This is a genomic window from Nocardiopsis sp. NPDC057823, from assembly GCF_042797335.1.
Taxonomy (GTDB): domain Bacteria; phylum Actinomycetota; class Actinomycetes; order Streptosporangiales; family Streptosporangiaceae; genus Nocardiopsis; species Nocardiopsis changdeensis.
Genome location: NZ_JBHVLR010000014.1, coordinates 147,499 through 163,721, shown reverse-complemented (window position 1 = coordinate 163,721; position 16,223 = coordinate 147,499). Strand labels below are relative to the sequence as shown.

Here is a 16,223-nt window from a genome sequence, read left to right as displayed (position 1 = left end):
GCCGCCGCAGCGGTCGGGGGCCGGGCCCGTGTTCCCGTCGGGTCAGGCGAACATGCCGGGGCGGTAGCCGCCCGCGGGCTGGCGCGTCATGACGTTCAGGCGGTTGGCGGCGTTGATGACGGCGATGGCCGTCACCAGCGCCGTCAGCTCCTCCTCGTCGTAGTGCGCGGCGGCGTTGTCCCACACCTCGTCGGGCACGCCCCCGGCGGCGTCCGCGATGCGGGTGGCGTGCTCGGTCAGCTCCAGGGCGGCCCGCTCGGCGTCGGTGAACACCGTCGCCTCGCGCCAGGCCGAGACCAGGTGCAGGCGCGTGGAGGTCTCGCCCGCGTGCTCGGCGTCCTTGGTGTGCATGTCGACGCAGACACCGCAGCCGTTGATCTGGCTGGCCCGGAGCAGCACCAGCTCCCGGGTGACGCCGGACAGCGGCGATTCGTCGAGGGCCCGGCCGACCGCGGCGAGGTGCTTGAGGGCCTTCTCCGCGGCCGGGTTGCCGAGGAGCTTGAGACGGGCTTCCATGGAGGGCACTCCTTGTCATCGGTGGTGATGCACTGGTGCCCTTGAAGACACGGCGGACCCGCGTTCTGTGACACCTCCGGGAAAGGAGTCCGCCGATCAGCCCCGGACCAGGCAGAACGGGTGGCCGGCGGGGTCCAGCAGCACCCGCCACCGCTCCGCGTTCGGCTGCCCGGCGGGCGCGGTAGCGCCCAGGGCCAGGAGCTCGGCCTGCGCGGCGTCCGGGTCCCCGACCGCGAAGTCGAGGTGGATCTGCTGGGGGACCTCCTGCCCGGGCCAGCGCGGCGGCCGGTACCCGTCGACCCGCTGGAAGGCCAGGGCGATGCCGTCCCCGGGCTCCAGCGCGGCGAAGTCGGCGGTGGACCGCGGGTCCAGGGGCAGGCAGGTGGCCCGCGAGTAGAACGCGGCCAGCTCCAGGGGGTCGGCGCAGTCGAGGGTGACGGCGGTGGGGCGCATGCGCACGGGCACTCCGGTTTCCAATTCGGGGACCGTTCCCTTGTACACCACGGGACGACGGGGCGGGTCGCCCGACCGGCGTGTCCGTATTGATCTACATTGTCCAGGTGGTGCTTCCTTAGGTCCCGGACCTCGGCGGCCCGGTCCACTACGCACCCCGTTCCGGTGTCTCCGTCGGCTGCGGGGCCGTCCAACCAGTGAGGAGCCGCAGGGCCCGGGCGGTTTCGGAGCCGGGTTCGACGTTGTAGACGCACAGCGTCTGGTCCCTGTCACCGGGCACCTGGAACGACTCGTAGGAGAAGTGCAGGTCGCCGACGAGGGGGTGGTGGTAGTGCTTCGCGCCGTGGGTCCGGCGCAGCACCCGGTGGTCGTTCCACCACGCGGAGAACTCCGGTGACTTCAACGTGAGTTCGCCGACGAGGTCGGCGAGTCGGCGGTCCTGTGGGCTTCGGCCGGCTTCCAGACGGAGGATCGCGACGGTTTCGGCGGCGATCCGCTCCCAGTCGCCGACCCGTTCGCGGGCCTCGGGGTCCAGGAGGTAGTAGCGGGCCAGGTTCCGGCGGGGCGCGGGCAGGGCGTCGAAGTCGGTGAGGACCTCGCGGGCCAGGCGGTTGGAGGCCAGGACGTCGGTGCGCCGACCGAGGACGAACGCGGGAACGTGGTCGAGGGTCTGCAGCATCAGGTGCAGCCCGGGTCGCACGCGCTGGGGTGCGGCCGGGGCGCGGCGGGCCGGCGCGGGCCGTGCCAGGAGGTCGGTGAGGTGCTCTCGCTCGGAGGGGTCCAGCCGCAGGGCGACGGCGAGGGCTTCGACGACTTCGGGGGAGGGGTTCTGCGCCCGGCCCTGCTCGATGCGGGTGTAATACTCGGTGCTGACCCCGGACAGCCTGGCGACCTCGTCGCGGCGCAGGCCGGGCACGCGGCGGGCCCGGCCGTCGTCGGGCAGCCCCGCCTGGTCGGGGGTGACCCGGGCGCGGCGGGTGCGCAGGAAGTCGGCGAGTTCGTTGCCACGGTCGTCCATGTCCCCAGTGTGGCGGGCGGGAACGGGCCGCGCCCCGGCCCGGGTGGCACTGTCGGTACCTTCCTTGTGGATACCTGCCTGGTCAGGGCCTTTTCCGGCGCCCCGTGAGGCGTCCCGGGGTGGTGTTCTGGTGGAGGAGCCGGCGGCGACAGGCCGCGGCCCCGACCCCATCCCACCCACCCCGAAAGGTGTGCCCCATGACCACGCAGACCTCCGCCCGCCCCCTGACCGGCCGTGTCGCGGTCGTCACCGGCGCCTCCAGCGGTATCGGCGAGGCGTCGGCCGAGCACCTGGCGGGACTCGGCGCCCGCGTCGTCGTCCTGGCCCGGCGTGCGGACCGGTTGGAACGGCTGGCGGCCCGGATCGAGAAGGACGGCGGCCAGGCCCGCCCCCTGGCCCTGGACGTGACCGACGCGGCGGCGGTACGGGCGGCGGCAGACCGGGTCGCGGCCGAGTCCGGCGGGGCCGACCTGCTGTTCAACAACGCGGGCGTGATGCTGCCCGCCCCGATCGAGGAGCTGGCCACCGGCCAGTGGCGGCACCAGATCGACCTCAACATCACCGGCCTGATGAACGTCATCGGTGCGTTCACGCCGCAGCTGGTGAGGGCCGCCGAGGAGCGCGGTGTCGCCGACCTGGTCAACACGTCGTCGATCGCGGCGCAGAACATCTTCCCGGACTTCGCCGTCTACTCCGCGACGAAGGCGTACGTCACCCACCTCTCCCGGCACCTGCGGGCCGAGCTGGGGGCGAAGGGGGTGCGGGTCTCGGCGATCGAGCCCGGCATCGTCGGTACAGAGCTGCAGAGCCATGTCACCGACGAGGGCGCTCGCGCGTGGCTGGAGGGCTCCAAGGAGACCATGGAGTGGCTCACGCCCGAGGACATCGCGCGGAGCGTCGGGTTCCTCGCCTCTCTCCCGCCGCGGGTCAACCTCCAGCAGGTCACGATCATGCCGACCGGCCAGGCCGGCTGACCGCCGGAGACCGCGTCCCGCCGCGGTGCCGCGGTCAGCGGCGGGCGCGGCGGTCCAGCCAGGCGGTGACCAGCTCCAGGGTCCGCGCCCCGTCGATGTCGTGCAGGAGCTCGTGGTAGCCGCCCTCCACCGGGTGGAACTCCTTGTCCTCGACGGGCAGGGACTCCACGAACGCGCGGCTCTGCCCGGCGTCGGTGACGTTGTCCCCGGTGCCGTGCACCACCAGGCACGGGGTGCGCCAGTGCGGGACCCTGCGGCGGACGCCCGCGTTGACCTCCAGCACGCTCGCCGCAGTCCGCAGGGGCATGCGCCCCCGGAAGACCCGTGTGTCCCGCTCGCCCGCCTCGACGTACTCCGCGACGCGGGTGAGCCGGGCGGGTCCGCGCCGGGGGATCGGCGCGGGCAGCCGGGGGAACAGCAGCCCCGCCAGCTTCACGGCCTCGAGTACCGGTGGCGGCGGGAGCGGGATCAGGGCCGGGGAGGTCAGCACCACGCCCGCAACGTCCTGCGGGTCGACGGTGACCGAGCCCGCCGTCACCAGCCCGCCCAGGGAGTGCCCGAAGAGCAGGACCGGCAGGCCCCGTTCGCGCATGCGCCGCCGCGTCAGCACGTGGTCGACCACGGACCGGCGCACGTCCGGCGACCCGGGGCGGCCGGGGGAGTCGCCGTGTCCCTCCAGGTCCTGGGCCCACACCTCGAAGCCGAGTTCCACCAGGTGCGGGATGAGGCCGCCGTAGAGGGTGACGTACCGCTCGGAGTACTCGGAGTACCCGTGCTGGAGCTGGACCAGGGCCCGGGGCGGCCCGGCGGTCTCCCACACGTGGACGCCCTCGGGGGTGGTGGTGTGCGCGGTCACGGGTGCTCCTGTCGTTCGGGGAGGGCGCTGAGCCGGGACGCCTGCATGGCCCCCGGCCTGCGCACGAACAGGACGGTGGCCACGACGGTCGGGACGACCGGCAGGTGCAGGGCCATACTGCCCCAGACGGCCGGGGTGAACTCGGAGGTGTACGGCGGGCCGCTGTGGTCCCTCACGACCGGTTCCGCCCAGGGGAACCGGACGGGCCGTGCCCGAGGACGGCGGCGTGCAGGGACGGGTCGGCCACGATGATCGCAGAAACCGTGTCGGGACAGGGGGTCCATGCCGGTTCCGGCCACGACCGCCCCGCTCCGGACTCCCTCCGCCTGAGTGCCCCCTTCCCGTTCCCACGGGCGACGGGGGCCTCGGGTGTTCCCGGCAGCCCAGCTTTGTGGAACACGGGCGCGGCGGGCGGATGCCGACCGCCCTCCGCCGCGAGGACGGAGGGGCCGCCCGTGTGCGGTCGTCGCACACGGGCGGGGGAGGGCCCGTCAGGCCCGGGGCGGTCCCTGGATCATGGCGAGCGTCAGCACGTCACCGCCGATCCCCCAGCCGCCGTCGGCGACCTCCTCGACGAGGACCATGGTGTTGGGGCGGACCCGGTCGCCGTAGATCTCCGCGTACAGGTCCGTCGTGCGGTGGACGATGACCTCCTTCTGCTCCTCGGTCAGCGTGCCCGCGGGGACCTTGAAGTTGGCGTAGGGCATGGTCGTTCCTCCTGGTGATGCCGTGGTGCCGCCGGCGCTCATGGCCGGCCCCTCTTCGTGTCGGCACCAGACTCGCCGTGCCGGCGCCGCGGTTCCAGTGGCCGTTCACCCGGGGGGTGCCACCCCCTGGATCAGCGCACGCGCCTGCCGGAGACTTGGAAGATGAACCTGACCGAACTCGGTGTCTTCCTGAGGTCGCGGCGCGACCGGATCCGCCCGGCGGACGTCGGCCTGCCCGGCGGGCCCCGGCGGCGGGTGCCGGGGCTGCGCCGGGAGGAGGTGGCCCAGCTGGCCGGGGCGTCCGTCGACTACTACATCGAGCTCGAACGCGGTAGCGCGCAGCCCTCCGAGCAGATGGCGGTGGCGCTCGCCCGCGCACTACGCCTGGACGCGGACGAGCGGGACCACCTGTACCACCTGGCCGGACGCCCGGTCCCGCCCTCCGGAGGTCCGTCCTCGCACGTCCACCCCGGCATGCTGGACCTGCTCGACCGGTTGACCACCACACCCGCCCAGGTCATCACCGACCTGCACGTCACGCTCGTGCAGAACCGCCTCGCCGTCGCCCTGTTCGGGGCGGCCCCGCCCGCCACCGGCATGGGGGCGAGCTTCGTCCACCGGTGGTTCACCGACCCCTCGGCGCGGTCCCTCTACCCGGTGGAGGACCACCCGCGCCAGTCGTGGACGTTCGTCGCGGACCTGCGCGCGGCGATCGCCCGCCGCAGCGGTCGCGAACGGGAGGAGGCCGATGCCCTGGTGACCGACCTGCTGCGGCGCAGCGCCGAGTTCGCGGCCCTGTGGGAACGGCACGACATCGCCGTGCGCCGCGGTGACCGGAAGCGGATCCTGCATCCGCGCCTGGGCGCCGTCGATGTGAACTGTCTGACCTTGTTCGGTGAGGACGGCCGACAGCGGCTGCTGTGGTTCAGCCCGGTCATCGGCACCGGGGCGGCGGAGCAGCTGGACCTGCTCTCGGTCCTGGGCACCCAGGACCTCGGGCCGGACACCCGGCCCGGGAACGATCACGCCTTCTCGTAGCCCAGGGCGGTGATGCCCGGGGGCGGGGTGCGCGTCCGCCAGGTCGAACCGGGCGAACGCCCGGGGCGCAGCGGGCGAAGGGGCGCACCCACAGGGCAGGCCGCTCCGGCGGCCCGTGCTCCGGTATCACGGGGCACCCGGAGGCGCGGACAGCGCACGCCGACCACCTGGACCGGGTGCGGGGCCTTCGCCCGGCCGGAGTCGGCGGTGTCGTGCTCGGGGCACCCGGGGCGGCGCGGCCGTCGGCGGGGTGCTGCGGCGGGGTGTCGGGGCGGCGTCCTAGGCTCGGCCCATGGATCGTGAACCCCCCTTGGTGCGCGAGGTCCACCCGGAGCTGGTCGCCGAGCTCGCCGCCCTGCTGGAGGCGGAGGGCGAGCGGGACCTGGCGATCGTCGCCCACGACATCCGGCTGGTGCGTGCGTGCGAGTGCGTTGACGACTTCTGCCAGAGCTTCTACACGGCGGACCATCCCCGGGGGACGAAGTTCGGGGAGGGGCACCGGACGGTGGCGCTGCTGCCGGAGGTCGGCATGCTCAACCTGGACGTGGTGTTCGGCCGGATCGTGTACGTCGAGGTGCTGGGGCGGCCGCCGCTGCGGACCCGCTGAGCGGTGTCCCGGGCGTCCCCGGCGGCCGGGGCGCGGGCGGTTTTCTTCTTTTTCGACCGGACCGTGACGCGTCCCCCGGCGCGGGAACCCCGGTGGGGTCGGCGTTCTCGGGCACGGGGAGAGCCACATCCATCCGTGTTCGCTGTGCGAACCTTTGTGCGTTCTGCGAAACAGTGGCAATATGCGTGATTGTGTCGCGCTTCACGCAGTGGACCGCCCTGCGTCACATCCACGACACGTACGTCGAGGCGCCCCCGTGCGCCCGGAACGCCGAGGAGGCGCACCGTGAACCAGACCGCCCGCAGTGCCGGGTGGCTCATGCCCCTGTGCTGGACCGCCGTCATGCTCGACGGCTTCGACATGGTGGTGCTCGGCACCACGCTCCCCACCCTGCTCGACGAGGGCCAGTGGGGCATCACCCCCAACAGCGGATCCGCCGTGTCGACCGCGGGCCTGGCCGGGATGGCGATCGGCGCCCTGTCCATCGGCACCGTCACCGACGTCATCGGCCGCCGCAAGGTGCTGATCTTCGCCGTCGCGAGCTTCTCCCTCTTCACCGCGCTGTGCGCGGTGGCCCCCACCCTGTTCGTCTTCGGGCTGCTGCGCTTCCTGGCCGGCGTGGGCCTGGGCGGCTGCCTGCCCACCGCGATCGCCCTGGCCACCGAGTACGCCCGCAACGGCAAGGGCGGCAGCGCCACCACCACGCTGATGACCGGCTACCACGTGGGCGCCGTCCTCACCGCCCTGCTCGGCATCATCGTGCTGCCCTCCCTGGGGTGGCGGGCCATGTACGTCATCGGCGCGCTGCCCGCCCTGGTGCTGGTGCCGCTGATGATCCGCCACCTGCCCGAGTCGCAGTCCTTCGGGACCCCCACCGCCAGGACCGGGACCGGCGGTGTGGGCGCGGGCCTGGCCTCGGTGAAGTCGCTGTTCCAGAACGGGTTCGCGCGCTCCACCCTGGCGTTCTGGCTGGCGTCCTTCACCGGCCTGCTGCTGGTGTACGGCCTGAACACGTGGCTGCCGCAGATCATGCGCGAGGCCGGGTACGAGCTGGACGCGGCCCTGGGCCTGCTGCTGGCGCTGAACGCGGGCGCGGTCGCGGGCCTGCTGGTCGCCGGGTCCGTGGCCGACCGGGTCGGCCCGCGCCGGGCGGCGCTGGTGTGGTTCGGGGTCTCGGCGCTGATGCTGGCGGCGCTGAGCATCAAGCTGCCGGGCGTCGGCGCGTACGTGGCGGTGTTCCTGGCGGGCTGCTTCGTGTTCAGCTCCCAGGTGCTGGTCTACGCCTACATCGGCCGCATGTTCCCGCCCGCGAATCGGGCGACGGCGCTGGGCTGGTCGGCGGGCGTGGGGCGCCTGGGCGCGATCACCGGCCCGATCATCGGCGGCGTGCTGCTGACGGCGGGGCTGGCCTACCCGTGGGGGTTCTACATCTTCGCGGTGGTCGGCCTGGTCGGCGGGCTCGCGGTGTTCGCGGCCAAGCGCCCGGCCGCCGCGGGCGACCCGGCGGCCGGGACCGAGGCCGGAACCCGCGCCTGACCCCCGCCCGCACGGCCCGTCCCGGCCCCGCCGGGACGGGCCGTGCCCGGCCGCCCGGGCCTCCCCGGCCCGCGGGTCAGGGGAGGGGGCGGGACAGGGCCGTGAGGTCGGCGTCCAGGAGGGGGCGCAGGAAGGCGCGCAGCCGGTCGGCACGGTCGGCCGGGACGCCGCGGGTGGCGGGTTCGATGTACATGATCAGGTGCAGGTAGACCCGGTACAGGGCCAGGCGGCGCAGCAGGTCCGGGGTGAACTCCAGGGTCCCGCCGGCCTCGCGGTACCCGTCCAGGAACGCGGTGTCCTCCCGGATGTCCCCGAACAGGGCGAGGGAGACCAGGTCGGCGGCCGGGTCGCCGAAGAAGGCGCGCTCGGCGTCGATGATCCCGCTCAGCGCGGGCGCGTCGGGGGCCCCGTCCACGAGGATGTTGCCGTCCCACAGGTCGAAGTGCACCGGGACCGGGGTGTCCACCGCCCCCAGCAGGCCGCGGTGGTCGTCGACCGCGCCGCGGATGCGGTCCGGGCCCCAGGGGAGCGCCACCCCGGTGCGGTCGGCGTCGGCCAGCAGCGCCCCGACCATCGCCGCGAACGCGTCGGGCCAGGTGGCGGCCGCCAGGGCCGGGCGGTCCGGGTAGCCGAACCCGGTGCCGGTGAGCGTGTGCAGTTCGGCCAGGGCCCCGCCCAGCGCGCGGCGGACGGCGGCCAGACCGGCCGGGGACAGCCCTGCGCGCACCTCCTCCAGCGGGACTCCCGGCAGCCGGGTCAGGAGCAGCCGGTACCGCTCCGGTTCGCCGGGCAGGGATTCCAGGCGCAGGGGGTCGGGGAGCAGCGCTCCCAGCAGGGGCCGGGCCAGGGTGTAGAAGCGCGCCTCGGTGTGCAGCAGCCGGTGCTCGTAGGACAGGCGCGGCTGCGCGGCCGGCGGCTCGGTCTTGAGCACGGTCTCGGTGCCGTCGGTGTGGGCGAGCAGGTGCACCGTGTTGTAGGTGCCGCCCGACAGCGGGGTGCTCCGGTGGACGGGCGCGGTCATGAGATGCCGTACCTGTCGGGGACGCCGTGCGGGGTCGGCTCGCCCGGGGAGGTCTCCAGGCCCAGGGCCTTCTCGATCCCCTCCAGGGCGGCGGCCAGCCGCGGGGCGTTGCGGCGGTACACCTGCGGGTGGGGCCGGCCGGAGAAGTCGGCGCGCAGCCAGACGTCGTGCCGCACCCCCACGGTGACCTCCAGGAACCAGGGCGCCAGGTACACGGTGGCTTCCACCAGGCCGTGGGCGCGGCGCTCCTCGCCCGCGGCGTCGATCCAGATGCCCGGCCCCGCCAGGGTGAGCGCCTGGGGCTCGGCGTCCGGGATCCCCGCCGGGCGGCCCACCGGCACCCGTTCGGCCAGGTCGGCGGCGGTGGCCCCGGTCGCCGGGTCCAGGTCCATGAGCGAGGCGAAGCCGGAGTAGCCCTCGCCGGGGCGCAGCCAGGACACCCGCAGGGTGCGCGGGGCGCACAGGCCCTCGCCGGCCAGCACGTCGGCGGCGGTGTGCAGCCGGTCGCAGGCGTCGGCGAGGGTGAGGTCGTCGGTGTCGGAGGAGACCTCCCAGGACCAGGAGGCGATGGGCGCGGGTGCGGCGGGCAGCATCGGTGCTCTCGTGTCGGGCGGCGGCCCCGGACCGGGCCCGCCGCGGCGGGTCACAGCCCGCTGTCGGGCTCGAAACGCACCACCACCGACTTGGAGGTGGGCGTGTTGCTGATGTCGGCGGTGGAGTCCAGGGGCACCAGGACGTTGGTCTCGGGGAAGTAGGAGGCGGCGCAGCCGCGGGCGGTCGGGTAGTGGACCACCCGGAAGTGCGGCGCGCGGCGTTCGCGCCCGTCGGACCACTCGCCCACCAGGTCGGTGTAGGAGCCGTCGGCCAGGCCGAGCTCGGCGGCGTCCTCGGGGTTGACCAGGACCACGCGGCGCCCGTCGGTGATGCCCCGGTAGCGGTCGTCCAGGCCGTACACCGTGGTGTTGTACTGGTCGTGCGAGCGCAGGGTCTGCAGCAGCAGGCGCCCCTGCGGCACCCGGGGCGCGTAGGTGCCGTTGACGGTGAAGTTGGCCCTGCCGGTGGCGGTGGGGAAGCGCCGGTGGTCGCGCGGCGCGTGCGGCAGGGTGAACCCGTTGCGCTGCCGGGCCCTGGCGTTGAAGTCGTCGAAGCCGGGCACGACGGCGGCGATGTGGTCGCGGATCCGGTCGTAGTCGGCGAACGCGTCCCAGGCCACCGGGCTCTGGCCGAACAGGCGGGCGCCCAGGTCGCGGACGATGTCCACCTCCGAGCGCATGTCCTCCGACAGCGGCCGCAGCACGCCGTGCGAGGCGTGGACGCGGCTCATGGAGTCCTCGACGGTGACCCAGCGCTCCCGCCCGCCGTGGACGTCGCGGTCGCTGCGGGCCAGCGCGGGCAGGATGAGCGCGCGGGTGCCGGTGACCACGTGGGAGCGGTTGAGCTTGGTCGACACGTGGACGGTCAGCCCCACCCGGCGCATGGCGTCCTCGGTGACATGGGTGTCGGGGGTGGCGGCGACGAAGTTGCCGCCCATGGCGAAGAAGACGCGCACGTCGCCCCGGGCCATGGCGCGGATGGCGTTGACGGTGTCGTGGCCGTGCTCGCGGGGCGGCGAGAACCCGAACTCGGCGCCCAGGGCGTCCAGGAAGGCGTCGGAGGGCCGCTCGAAGATGCCCATGGTGCGGTCGCCCTGCACGTTGGAGTGGCCGCGCACCGGGCACACCCCGGCGCCGGGGCGGCCGACGTTGCCGCGCAGCAGCAGGAAGTTGACGACCTCGCGGATGGTGGGGACGGAGTGCTTGTGCTGGGTCAGGCCCATGGCCCAGCACACGACGGTGCGCTCGGAGGCGATGGCCATGGCGGCGATCTCCTCGATGAGCGGGCGCTCCAGGCCGGTGTCGCGCTCCACCCGGGCCCAGAAGGCGTCGGCGGGCTCGTCCAGGAGCTCCTTGGCGAACAGGTCGAAGCCGTGGGTGTGGGCGTCGATGAAGTCGTGGTCCAGGACGCGGGACCCGTCGCGGTCGGTCTCCAGCAGGATGCGGTTGACCGCGGAGAACAGGGCGAGGTCGCCGCCCAGGCGGATCTGCGCGAACACGTCGGTGAGCTGCGTTCCGCGGCCCAGCAGTCCGCCGGGGTGCTGGGGGTTGCGGAATTCGCGCATCCCGGCCTCGGGCAGGGGGTTGACCGTGACGATGCGGGCGCCGTTCCTCTTGGCGCGCTCCAGGGCGGTCAGCATGCGGGGGTGGTTGGTGCCGGGGTTCTGCCCGGCGACGATGATGAGGTCCGCCCGGTACAGGTCGTCCAGGGACACGCTGCCCTTGCCCACGCCCAGGGTCTCGGTGAGGGCGGACCCGGAGGACTCGTGGCACATGTTGGAGCAGTCGGGCAGGTTGTTGGTGCCCAGCTGGCGGGCCAGCAGCTGGTAGGCGAAGGCGGCCTCGTTGCTCGTGCGCCCGGAGGTGTAGAAAACGGCCTGGTCGGGGCCGTCCATGGCGCGCAGCTCGGCGGCGACGAGCTCCAGGGCGTCGTCCCAGCCGATGGGGGTGTAGTGGTCGGCGCCCTCGGCCAGGTGGAGGGGCTGCGTGAGGCGCCCCTGCTGACCCAGCCAGTACCCGGAGCGCTGCGCCAGGGCGCTCACGGAGTGCTCGGCGAAGAAGTCGGCGGTGAGGGGGCGGGTGGTGGCCTCCTCGGCGACGGCCTTGGCGCCGTTCTCGCAGAACTCCGCGCGGTGGCGCTTGTCGCCCTCGGGCCAGGCGCAGCCCGGGCAGTCGAAGCCGCGCTTCTGGTTGAGGGCGAGCATGGCGGGCAGTCCGCGCCGCACCCCGGCGTTCTCCCCGACCTGCCGGACGCTGTTGAGGACGGCGGGCAGTCCGGCGGCGGAGGTCTTGGGCGGGTCGATGCGCGGGGTGTCCTGCGCGGTGTCCGCGGGTACGGGGCGGTGGCGTCTCATGGCCGCATTGTCCCACCGTGCGGGGACGCGCTTCAAAGGCGCCCCGGGGCGGATCGTGCGCTCTTGTCCCGCCGGTCAAGGGATTGACCGTCGCGGCGGCGGATTCCCGTCGTGTATTCGGTTCCGCGATATCCCTTATGTTCCGCGGGCCCGCGGGATATCCCCTTTCGGCGGCGGCTCCGGGTCGCCTGGTGGGCGGGCGGCGGTGCGTGTGAGGTGGGAAGGCGGTGCCTTCTCCCGGCCGCCGGGCCGTGCCGCCCGAGGTTCTCGCGGCGCGCCCGCCCGTGGGCCGGGGCCGCGCGTCCGGTTTTCCCGGTCCGGCGGAGGGACATTTCGATCCGCCGTCAAAGGAGATCGACGCGGAGTCCGGCGCGGCCATTGTCGCCCCTGCCGCCCCGGTATTTCCGCGGCCCCGACGGTCGGCGGGGTCGCGCGCGCCCGCACGGGTCGAGGGGGCCTGCACACGCCGGCGTACCGGGCCGGCGGGTCGCGTGCGCGCGCGGGCCGAGGCTCCGCCAGGGCTCGGCCGCGGCTCATCCGGCGGGGTCGCGCGCCCGTGTGGGCCGCCGGCCCGTCCACCGGTGGGCGGGCCCGGCCGCGTCGGCCCGGGCCCGCGGGCGTCAGGACTGGTCGAACAGGGCGCTCACGGACTCGCCGTTGTGGATGCGGCGGATCGCCTCGGCCAGCGCCGGGGCGATCGACAGCGTCGTGAGCTTGGGCGTGACCTTCTCCGGGGCCATCGGCACCGTGTTGGTGCACACGATCTCGGTGACGTCGTCCATCGCGGTCAGCCGGTCCAGGGCGCCGTCGGTGAACAGGCCGTGGGTGCAGGCCACCCGGATGGAGCGGACCTTGTGCTCGCGCAGCCGCTCGATCAGCTCCACCACGGTGCTGCCCTTGGCGACCTCGTCGTCGAGGATGATCACGTCGCGGTCGGCGACGTCGCCGATGACCGAGGTGATGCTGACCTTGTCGTCGCTGAAGCGCTGCTTGGCCCCGGCGGCCACCGGGGTGTCCAGGCGGCGGGCGAACGCCGAGGCGGCCTTGGCGTTGCCGAAGTCGGGGGAGACGACCACGGTGTTGGACAGGTCGTCGCCGCGGAAGTGCGAGGCGAGCTCGCCCAGGGCGTGCAGGTGGTCGACGGGGACGCTGAAGAACCCGTGGACCTGGGGCGAGTGCATCGTCATGGTGAGCACGCGGTCGGCCCCCGCCGTGGCGAGCAGGTCCGCGACCAGGCGGGCGCCGATGGAGATGCGCGGCGCGTCCTTCTTGTCGGAGCGGGCGTAGGCGAAGTGCGGCATGACCACGGTGGTGCGGGCGGCGGAGGCCCCGCGGGCGGCGTCGAGCATCAGCAGCAGCTCCACCAGGTTCTCCTGGACCGGGGGCACGAGCGGCTGGATGATGAACACGTCGCGTTCGCGGCAGTTGTCCTGGAGCTGGACCTCCAGGCAGTCGTTGGCGAACCGCGAGACGCGGGTGGGGGAGAGCGGCTTGCCGAGGTCGGCACAGATCTCCTGGGCGATCTCCGGGTGGGCGCTGCCGGAGAAGATGACGATGTCGCGCACGGATGTCCCTGTTCGTGGGTGGGATGGGCCGCCACGAGGTTACTACCCGGGTTTTCGCAGGCCGCGGCGCGGGAGGCCGGTGAACGCCCCGGTCCCGCGGCCGGAGCGGGGACGCGGGCGCTAGAAGGGATAACGGGTTGCTGTTACCGCCGATACCCTGGGGTGCATGGGAGACAGGCAGGACACACGGCGGCGCGTGATCGACGCCGCGGCGGACATCCTCACCCGCCAAGGGCGCGAGGCCGTCACGACGCGTTCGGTGAGCGCCGCCGCCGGGGTGCAGCCGCCCACCCTCTACCGGCTGTTCGGGGACATGGCCGGGCTGTTCGACGCCGTGGCGGCCGACGGGTTCGACCGCTACCTGGCCGGGAAGCAGGCCCAGGTCGCCACCGGGGACCCGGTCCAGGACCTGCGCGCGGGCTGGGACCTGCACGTCCGCTTCGGGCTGGACAACCCCGCCCACTACGTGCTGATGTACGCGCCCGGCGCCTCCGGCGGCGGGGGAGGGGAGGCGGCGGCCCGGGCGCAGGAGATCCTGCGGGGGCTGGTCGGCCGGGTCGCCGAGGCCGGGCGGCTGGCGGTCGACGCCGAGACCGCGGCGGAGATGATCCACACCGCCGGCAGGGGTGTGGTGCTGCGCCTCATCGAGCGGGGCGCGGACGACCCGCGCCTGTCGGAGGCGGTGCGCGAGGCCGTGCTGGCCGCCGTGGTCACCGGCCCCGCGCGGGCGGAGGGCGCCGGCGACACCGGGGTGTCCGCCCACGCCAACGCGTTGCGGGTGCTGCTGTCCCGAGGCGGGGCCGAGGGGGTGTTGACCCCGGGCGAGGCGGCCCTGGTGGACGAGCTGCTGGTCCGGCTGGCGTCCCACCGGCCCCCGCCCGCCTGAGCCGCGGCGGCGGTCCCGGGTGGGGCGTGCACCGCCCACGGCACGCGGTGGCCCCGATGGATTCAGACCGGGGCGGTGAGCAGGCGGATGCGGCCGCCGCCCGCGGTGGCGTCCACGCGGTGTGCGCTGCCGGGGTCGGTGTCGACCTCGGTGACCACCTCGCCTTCGCCGGAGGAGGCGTCCACGGCGTAGGAGGCCTCGGGCAGTGTGATGTCGGCGTCGCCGTCGCCGGTGCGCACCGTCACGGCGTCGGGGACGGCGGTGAGCTCCAGGTCGACGTCGCCGTCGGCGGTGACGGCCTCCACCTCGTCCGAGGCGAGCCCCCGGCCGATGAGGTCGCCGCCGTCGCTGGCCATGGTGAGGGGACCGATGGTGTCGGAGACCGAGACGCGGCCGTCGCCGCTGGTCGCGGTCAGGGGTCGGACGAAGCCGAAGGCCGTGATGTCGCCGCTGTCGCTCACCACGGTGAGGGTGGTGCCCTCCGGGACGATCACCTCGTACTCGGCCTCGCAGTCGGTGAGGGCCCCGCAGCGCACGCGCAGCCGGAGGGTGTCGCCGGTGAGGCCCCAGTCGGCCTCGGGGGAGCCCAGCAGGGAGCTGGAGGAGATCCAGCGGGTCACCTCGACCTCGTCGACGTCGCCGGGGGAGACGCGCAGGTTGCCGTTGTCGGCGTCGATGGTGAGCAGGTCGGAGGAGGGGGCGAAGCCCGCCTGCTCCGGTTCGGGGGCCCGGTCCGGGGCGCAGGCCGTGGCGGCCAGGAGTACCAGGACGCCTACCGCGGTCGCCGCGGCGGGGCGGCGCAGGGCCGCGCGGACCCTCCGGGTGCGGCGGGACGGGACGCGGGCGTTGCTCATGCCGCGACGTTAGTGCGCCCGTCGGCAGCGGACCCCCACGTGCGGGCACGTGTCGGGTCAAGCGCGGCCCCGGCCGGAACGCCGGGGGCCCCGGGGCGTCCGCCCCGGGGCCCCCGCGCGCTCGCGGAGGACGTCACTCCCGGCCGAGCGCCTCGTGGATGAGGGGGACGATGCCCTCCAGGGCGTAGGAGACGCCCAGGGTGGAGCCGCTGGAGAAGGCGTTGGCCAGCTCCGGGTCGTCCAGGATGATGAGGCGCCCGTCCTGCGCGGAGCCGATGCCCTGCAGGACCGGGTCCTCCTTCAGCGTCTCGGCGACGTCGCCGATCGGGAAGACGATGGTCAGGTCGGCGTCCAGGACCTCCACCAGCTCCGGGCTGAGGTCGACGTAGAACGCGCCGTCGGCCATGTCGGTGATCTCGGACTTGTACTCGAAGCCCAGGTCCTGGAGTACGTCGACGCGGCTGTCGCCGGGCACGTAGGCGCCGTACTGGCCGTCGAAGTAGGCGCCCACGGCGATGGTGACGTCGGCGAAGTCCGGGTTCTCCTCGCGCAGGGCCTCGAACTCCCCCTCCAGCTCGGAGATCAGCTCCTCGCCGCGCTCCTCCTCGTTCAGGGCCAGCGCGACCTGGCGGGTCTGCTCCTGCCAGGTGGTGCCGTAGGTGACCTCCACGCCGGGCGGCGGGCCGATCACCGGGGCGACCGGGGAGAGCAGGTCGTAGCGCTCCCGGCTGTTGTCGGAGCGGGTGTCGAGGATGACGTCGGGCTCCAGGGCCGCGATCTCCTCCAGGTTCGGCTCCAGGGTGGCCAGCTGGGCGGGCTCGGAGTCGAACAGGTCGGCGGCCCAGGGGCCGACGCCGGGGGAGCCGTAGGCCTGCCAGTCGGCGACGCCGACCGGCTGTACGCCCAGGGCGAGCGCGGTCTCGGCGTCGGACCAGCCCATGGCCACCACGTTCTCGGGGCGGTCCTCGACGGTGACGTCCCCGAAGAGGGTCGGGACGGTGACGGGGTAGCCCTCGGCGGCCCCGCCGGAGGGGGAGTCGGGCTCCTCGGCCGCCCCGCCGCCGCAGGCGGCGAGCATCAGGACGGAGAGCGCGCCGGCGGCGATCGCGCCGCCGCGGGTCAGCGGGCCACGGTTCATGGAGCCTCATCATTCTCGGGAAGGTCACGGTCAGCTTAGGCTTGCCTAAGGTGAATCATAGTGATGGACTCCGGGGTGGGTGCAAACCGGGATGAACGGCGCGCCGC

At 74.1% G+C, this 16,223-nt stretch carries 17 protein-coding genes; 5 read left to right on the top strand and 12 right to left on the bottom strand.

Going from position 1 to position 16,223, the window contains the following annotated elements; translation table 11 throughout:
* Positions 1–42: 42 nt before the first annotated feature.
* The 3 genes from ACFVNO_RS21980 to ACFVNO_RS21970 all read right to left on the bottom strand — a co-directional run bounded on the left by ACFVNO_RS21980 (position 43) and on the right by ACFVNO_RS21970 (position 1,987).
* On the bottom strand, positions 43–516 hold the full coding sequence (locus ACFVNO_RS21980; RefSeq protein ID WP_355264666.1) for a carboxymuconolactone decarboxylase family protein: 474 nt from the start codon (positions 514–516) through the stop codon (positions 43–45).
* Between the two features lie 96 nt (positions 517–612).
* Positions 613–981 (bottom strand): VOC family protein, encoded by a 369-nt coding sequence (locus ACFVNO_RS21975; protein WP_378895381.1) that lies wholly within the window; start codon positions 979–981, stop codon positions 613–615.
* A 136-nt stretch (positions 982–1,117) separates the two neighbouring features.
* Positions 1,118–1,987 (bottom strand): helix-turn-helix transcriptional regulator, encoded by an 870-nt coding sequence (locus tag ACFVNO_RS21970; RefSeq protein ID WP_378895378.1) that lies wholly within the window; start codon positions 1,985–1,987, stop codon positions 1,118–1,120.
* 197 nt (positions 1,988–2,184) lie between these two features.
* Here ACFVNO_RS21970 and ACFVNO_RS21965 point away from each other — a divergent pair, with 197 nt between their 5' ends.
* The gene (locus ACFVNO_RS21965; RefSeq protein WP_355264658.1) at positions 2,185–2,961 is read left to right on the top strand and encodes an SDR family oxidoreductase; all 777 of its coding nucleotides are present in this window, start codon (positions 2,185–2,187) and stop codon (positions 2,959–2,961) included.
* 34 nt (positions 2,962–2,995) lie between these two features.
* Here ACFVNO_RS21965 and ACFVNO_RS21960 read toward each other — a convergent pair whose 3' ends face one another.
* The 3 genes from ACFVNO_RS21960 to ACFVNO_RS21950 form a co-directional block, all read right to left on the bottom strand.
* On the bottom strand, positions 2,996–3,817 hold the full coding sequence (locus tag ACFVNO_RS21960; RefSeq protein WP_378895375.1) for an alpha/beta fold hydrolase: 822 nt from the start codon (positions 3,815–3,817) through the stop codon (positions 2,996–2,998).
* Positions 3,814–3,993, bottom strand: coding sequence for a hypothetical protein (locus tag ACFVNO_RS21955; RefSeq protein ID WP_378895372.1), 180 nt, complete (start codon positions 3,991–3,993; stop codon positions 3,814–3,816). Before ACFVNO_RS21955 ends, ACFVNO_RS21960 begins: the two co-directional genes overlap by 4 nt.
* A gap of 315 nt (positions 3,994–4,308) precedes the next feature.
* Entirely contained in the window at positions 4,309–4,524 is a 216-nt protein-coding gene (locus tag ACFVNO_RS21950) for a 4-oxalocrotonate tautomerase family protein (RefSeq protein ID WP_355264650.1), read from the bottom strand.
* Between the two features lie 162 nt (positions 4,525–4,686).
* On the opposite strand from ACFVNO_RS21950, the gene ACFVNO_RS21945 reads away from it, so the two are divergent.
* From ACFVNO_RS21945 to ACFVNO_RS21935, 3 genes are all read left to right on the top strand, one after another.
* Positions 4,687–5,562 (top strand): helix-turn-helix domain-containing protein, encoded by an 876-nt coding sequence (locus ACFVNO_RS21945; protein WP_378895368.1) that lies wholly within the window; start codon positions 4,687–4,689, stop codon positions 5,560–5,562.
* Between the two features lie 292 nt (positions 5,563–5,854).
* Positions 5,855–6,169 carry a hypothetical protein gene (locus ACFVNO_RS21940; RefSeq protein ID WP_378895365.1) on the top strand — a complete coding sequence of 105 codons (315 nt, stop codon included), beginning with the start codon at positions 5,855–5,857 and terminating at the stop codon, positions 6,167–6,169.
* Positions 6,170–6,454: 285 nt separating this feature from the next.
* Positions 6,455–7,705, top strand: coding sequence for an MFS transporter (locus tag ACFVNO_RS21935; RefSeq protein ID WP_378895362.1), 1,251 nt, complete (start codon positions 6,455–6,457; stop codon positions 7,703–7,705).
* A gap of 76 nt (positions 7,706–7,781) precedes the next feature.
* On the opposite strand, the gene ACFVNO_RS21930 is transcribed toward ACFVNO_RS21935, so the two are convergent.
* The 4 genes from ACFVNO_RS21930 to ACFVNO_RS21915 all read right to left on the bottom strand — a co-directional run bounded on the left by ACFVNO_RS21930 (position 7,782) and on the right by ACFVNO_RS21915 (position 13,238).
* Positions 7,782–8,726: a phosphotransferase family protein gene (locus tag ACFVNO_RS21930; RefSeq protein ID WP_378895360.1), complete on the bottom strand. Its 945-nt coding sequence runs from the start codon at positions 8,724–8,726 to the stop codon at positions 7,782–7,784.
* Positions 8,723–9,319, bottom strand: a complete 597-nt coding sequence (locus tag ACFVNO_RS21925; protein WP_378895357.1) for a hypothetical protein — start codon at positions 9,317–9,319, stop codon at positions 8,723–8,725. Before ACFVNO_RS21925 ends, ACFVNO_RS21930 begins: the two co-directional genes overlap by 4 nt.
* Positions 9,320–9,369: 50 nt before the next feature.
* A complete protein-coding gene (locus tag ACFVNO_RS21920) occupies positions 9,370–11,673 on the bottom strand; it encodes an FdhF/YdeP family oxidoreductase (RefSeq protein ID WP_378895352.1) in 2,304 nt (767 codons plus the stop codon).
* 620 nt (positions 11,674–12,293) lie between these two features.
* The gene (locus ACFVNO_RS21915) at positions 12,294–13,238 is read right to left on the bottom strand and encodes a ribose-phosphate pyrophosphokinase (RefSeq protein ID WP_220561911.1); all 945 of its coding nucleotides are present in this window, start codon (positions 13,236–13,238) and stop codon (positions 12,294–12,296) included.
* A 166-nt stretch (positions 13,239–13,404) separates the two neighbouring features.
* Here ACFVNO_RS21915 and ACFVNO_RS21910 point away from each other — a divergent pair, with 166 nt between their 5' ends.
* Entirely contained in the window at positions 13,405–14,124 is a 720-nt protein-coding gene (locus ACFVNO_RS21910) for a TetR/AcrR family transcriptional regulator (protein ID WP_378895349.1), read from the top strand.
* 62 nt (positions 14,125–14,186) lie between these two features.
* Here ACFVNO_RS21910 and ACFVNO_RS21905 read toward each other — a convergent pair whose 3' ends face one another.
* Both ACFVNO_RS21905 and ACFVNO_RS21900 read right to left on the bottom strand, forming a co-directional pair.
* Positions 14,187–14,978, bottom strand: a complete 792-nt coding sequence (locus tag ACFVNO_RS21905; protein WP_378895346.1) for a DUF4097 family beta strand repeat-containing protein — start codon at positions 14,976–14,978, stop codon at positions 14,187–14,189.
* 133 nt (positions 14,979–15,111) lie between these two features.
* The gene (locus ACFVNO_RS21900; protein ID WP_378895343.1) at positions 15,112–16,116 is read right to left on the bottom strand and encodes an ABC transporter substrate-binding protein; all 1,005 of its coding nucleotides are present in this window, start codon (positions 16,114–16,116) and stop codon (positions 15,112–15,114) included.
* Between the last annotated feature and the right edge of the window lie 107 nt (positions 16,117–16,223).